4 protein-coding genes are annotated in these 3,138 nt (G+C 40.8%); 2 read left to right on the forward strand and 2 right to left on the reverse strand.

What is annotated here, in order from left to right; translation table 11 throughout:
* Window positions 1-138: 138 nt before the first annotated feature.
* Window positions 139-711, reverse strand: a complete 573-nt coding sequence (locus VF500_RS14220; protein WP_330860296.1) for a porin family protein — start codon at window positions 709-711, stop codon at window positions 139-141.
* Window positions 712-906: 195 nt separating this feature from the next.
* On the opposite strand from VF500_RS14220, the gene VF500_RS14225 reads away from it, so the two are divergent.
* Both VF500_RS14225 and VF500_RS14230 read left to right on the forward strand, forming a co-directional pair.
* Entirely contained in the window at window positions 907-1,122 is a 216-nt protein-coding gene (locus tag VF500_RS14225) for a hypothetical protein (RefSeq protein ID WP_330860297.1), read from the forward strand.
* A gap of 66 nt (window positions 1,123-1,188) precedes the next feature.
* Window positions 1,189-2,937, forward strand: a complete 1,749-nt coding sequence (locus VF500_RS14230; RefSeq protein ID WP_330860298.1) for a S41 family peptidase — start codon at window positions 1,189-1,191, stop codon at window positions 2,935-2,937.
* Between the two features lie 8 nt (window positions 2,938-2,945).
* Here VF500_RS14230 and VF500_RS14235 read toward each other — a convergent pair.
* Window positions 2,946-3,138, reverse strand: a 193-nt coding sequence (locus VF500_RS14235) for a hypothetical protein (RefSeq protein ID WP_330860299.1), incomplete at its 5' end; no start/stop codon positions are given.

The following is a 3,138-nucleotide window of genomic DNA, read 5'->3' on the forward strand; positions in this document are numbered from 1 at the left end:
AGGGGAGGCTTTGAAGAATGAAACTCATTTTTTGGAGAGAGTCTTATAAAACACAACGACCCGGCAGGTTAACCTGCCGGGTCGTTTTACGTTACCCAACGTTCGTGTCCTCACGGACGTTTTGCAAACGTATCGAGCTTAAAAAATCTTAAAGCCTACACTCAGTGCCCAAAGGTTCTGGCGTTTAGCAAAGCTGTCGCTTACTTTGGTTAAACCACCTTCATACCTTAAATCGGCAGTGATAGAACCGATATCGACACCGGCGCCGGCCTGGAAACCGAGGTTGCTCTTGTTAAAGTCATTCGCGGCATTGCTGATATTATTGCCAAGACTTGTGCTTTGATCAAGCGTGTAGGTATAAATAGGCCCGGCCATAATACGGAAGTTCAGGTCTTTTTCGCCAAATGATTTACCTATTAATAATGGTACGTTCAAATTAGTGAACCTAACTTTGCCACTAAAGGCGGTGTTATTATCATTCGATTCAAATTTACCGCCGGTACCGCTCAGGTAAAGCTCTGGCTGTAAGTAAAGGCTGTTGCCAAAACGGGCAAACAATCCTGCCTGGTAGCCGGTGAGGTTTTTATCGCTAAAATTATCGGAGCCGATTTTCGAAAAATTGACACCACCTTTTACACCTAAAGAAAATTGTGCTTTTGCACTGATGCTTACCGCTATCAGTAATACTGCACTTAATAGATACTTTTTCATGATTTTCAATGTTAAATGTAAAGCTGTAAACGCACATGATCCTTTAAATTGTATACAGCCCTACGTTATTAATTTAGTATGGTTTATAACCCGGCCTATATTTAAGACCGTATTAGGCATTATCAATACGCGAGCCAAACATTTAAACAGTAGCAACTTGGTATTTTTTATATTTTTGCTGAAAATAAATTAAACATGGCTGAAATCAGTATTACAAACAAGGATTGGGAACGCGTAAAAATTAAAATTCAACGTAAATACAACCATCTTACAGACGAGCAGTTGAAATATAACGAAGGACAGGAAGAAAGCTTGATTACCAAACTGATGGAACTGGTAAACCGCGACCGCAACTACGTGGTTTTCACCTTGAAAAAAGCCCTGGTTAATATTGATAACAACCGACTGTAAAATAGACACTACGGTTATACAAACTGGATAGCTTTTTTGTATTTTTATTTTTTTCGAGGATAAATGATGAAACAGGGTTTAGTGTTCAAAAAAGGATACAAAAAAGTGGGCTTATTTGCAGGCATTGCATTGCTGGCCGCAGGCATAGTGGGTTTTAATGACGACCTGTTCCAGATCTCGAAGAACCTTGATGTTTTTGCCTCCGTTTATAAAGAGGTTAATATCAATTATGTTGACGATATCAATTCGGCCAAACTGGTAAAAACCGGGGTTGATGCCATGCTTGATGGCCTTGATCCTTACACCGAGTTTGTACCCGAATCGGAAATTGAAGACTATAAGCTCCACTACGTAAGCACCCAGTATGGCGGCATCGGCGCCAGCATTTTTGTGCGTAACGGAAAAGTATTTGTATCAGAAGTTTTTGCCGGCTTCCCCGCTCAAAAGGGAGACGTACACCCAGGCGATCAACTTCTTAAGATCAATGATGTTGACCTTAACGGTAAAGATAACGACCAGGTAAGTCAGCTGCTTAAAGGCTCAAAGGGAGCAGCCATAAAACTATTCATCAAACGCGATAATACCCCTCAGCTTTTTGAAAAAAGCCTGGTTCGCGATGAGATCAAACAACCCAATGTATCGTACTTTGGCATGGTTGATGGCAACATGGGGTATATTAAGCTGGATAAATTCCTCGAAAATTCGGCTGCTGAAGTTACCAATGCACTTACTGAATTAAAAAAGAAAAATCCCAACGGCATCATCCTTGACCTTCGCTCAAATGGTGGAGGTATATTGCAGGAGGCTGTTAAAATAGTAAACCTTTTTGTGCAGAAAGATGTAGAGATCGTATCGCAAAAAGGGAAAATAAAAGAAAAGAACTTTACTTATAGCACCATCAGTGCACCGCTCGAACCCGATTTGCCATTGGTAGTATTGGTTAACAGCCATTCGGCATCAGCAAGCGAAATTGTTGCCGGTTCATTGCAGGACCTTGATCGTGCGGTAATTATTGGGCAACGTAGTTATGGCAAGGGCCTGGTGCAGCAAACGTTCAATTTACCGTACAATAGCCTGGTGAAAATCACCATCGCCAAATATTATGTACCATCGGGCCGTTGCATCCAGGCGCTGGATTACACTCACCGCAAGGATGATGGCAGCGTGGTAAAAGTGGCCGATTCACTTATCCACGAATTTAAAACGAAAAATGGCCGCTCTGTTTATGATGGCAGCGGTATTTACCCGGACCTGTTTATAAAACAGGAAAAATTTGCCAACGTTACCCAGGCATTAGTAGGCAAGCTATTAATATTTGATTATGCAACCGTTTACCGCGACAAGCACTCCAAAATTGCCGATGCCCGTTCGTTTACGCTATCTGATGGTGACTACAACGATTTTATAAAATACCTGGCTGATAAAAATTACAACTATACTACCGCGTCAGAAAAATTACTGACCAGCTTAAAGGTTGAAGCCACAAAGGATAAACAGTTTAACGATATCCAGGCCGAGTATGAGGGCTTGAAAACCAAATTGATCGCCAGCAAAAAGAACGACCTTATCCAACATAAAGACGAGATAAAGCAAGTACTTGAAAATGAAATAGCGTCGCGTTATTACTACGAAAAAGGCCGCTACGAAACCAATTTCAAATACGATAAGGAACTTGCACAATCTATAAAAACCATGCAGGACAAAGCCCAGCTGGCCTCCATTCTTAAAGGAGAGGGCAGTTATAAAGTTATCGGAAAACCGGTGCTTGCTATGGCTGGTAAAAAAGCCGTGGATAAAGATAACGACGACGAATAATCTGAATATCAGTCAGTTTTAATACAATCAAAACATTGTAACCAATTAATTACCCGTTGCAACATGTAACGGGTTAAACTTTTAGGCGCTGTTATTGTCATACCTACAAACAAAACAATAACACAACATGAAAAAGATAATTTTAACAGCTGCCATTTTATTAAGCAGCTTAACTGTAAAAATAGCCAGCGCCCAAATAAG

It is taken from the genome of Mucilaginibacter sp. (genome assembly GCF_036383575.1).
In the GTDB taxonomy this organism is placed as follows: Bacteria; Bacteroidota; Bacteroidia; order Sphingobacteriales; family Sphingobacteriaceae; genus Mucilaginibacter.

Bases quoted from the DNA above. Each gene is read 5' to 3' on its own strand.
- VF500_RS14225 (WP_330860297.1), top strand. From the start codon at position 907: ATGGCTGAAATCAGTATTACAAACAAGGATTGGGAACGCGTAAAAATT.
- VF500_RS14220 (WP_330860296.1), bottom strand. From the start codon at position 711: ATGAAAAAGTATCTATTAAGTGCAGTATTACTGATAGCGGTAAGCATC.
- VF500_RS14230 (WP_330860298.1), top strand. From the start codon at position 1,189: ATGAAACAGGGTTTAGTGTTCAAAAAAGGATACAAAAAAGTGGGCTTA.